General features: G+C 74.5%; 1 protein-coding gene. It reads right to left on the reverse strand.

The annotated features are described in order from the left end of the window. Positions 1–847, reverse strand: an 847-nt coding sequence (locus GTP90_RS35895; RefSeq protein ID WP_161087945.1) for a sensor histidine kinase, incomplete at both ends; no start/stop codon positions are given.

Consider the following 847-nt stretch of genomic DNA (forward strand, 5'->3'; position numbering starts at 1 on the left):
TGGCGGCTGTCGTCGAGCCGGTAGAAGCGCCGCGTCACCTTGCCGCGCTCGGCCTCGGGGATGCCGGGGCCGTCGTCCTGCACCGCGATCGACGCCAGGCCGCCGCGGTACACGCCGGCCCGCACCCGCACCGCGTGGCCCGGCCCGGCGTACTTGATGGCGTTGTCCAGCAGGCTGGCCACCGCGCTGGCCAGCAGGTTGCGGTCGCCGTCCACGTACAGGTGCTCGGGCGCGTCCACCGTCAGGGTCACGCCGCCGTCCTCGGCGCTGGCCTCGTACATCTCGCCGATGTCGCGGGCGATGTGGCCCAGGTCGAGGCGCTCGAACAGGCGGCTGCGCATGCCCGATTCGGCCTCGGCGATCTGCAGCAGGCGCTCGAACAGCCGTATCAGGTCGTCGATCTCCTCGATGGCGTCGCGCGCGGCGCCGGCCAGGCGCGGCACCGTGGCCTCGGAGCGCAGCGCGTCGTCGAGCTTGCTGCGCACGCGGCCCAGCGGCGTGCGCAGGTCGTGCGCGATGGCGTTCGAGACGTGGCGGATGCCGTCCATCAGCAGCTCGATGCGGTCCAGCATGCGGTTGATGTCGCGCCCCAGCAGCGCGAACTCGTCGCGCCCGCGCACCGGGATGCGCGAGCTCAGGTCGCCCGCCTCGATGTGGGCGGCGGTGCGGCGGATGGTGCCCAGGCGGCGCTCGACCAGGCGCCGGAACAGCAGCGCGCCGGCCACCGTCAGCAGCAGCGACACGCCGGCGCCGGCCAGCAGCGCGCGCCAGATCACGCCGCGCACCGCCTCCTGTTCGCTCAGGTCGCGCCCGACGATCAGCAGGCCGCCGCCGTCCAGCGGCCGCA

This window comes from Duganella vulcania (assembly GCF_009857655.1).
GTDB lineage: Bacteria > Pseudomonadota > Gammaproteobacteria > Burkholderiales > Burkholderiaceae_D > Rugamonas > Rugamonas vulcania.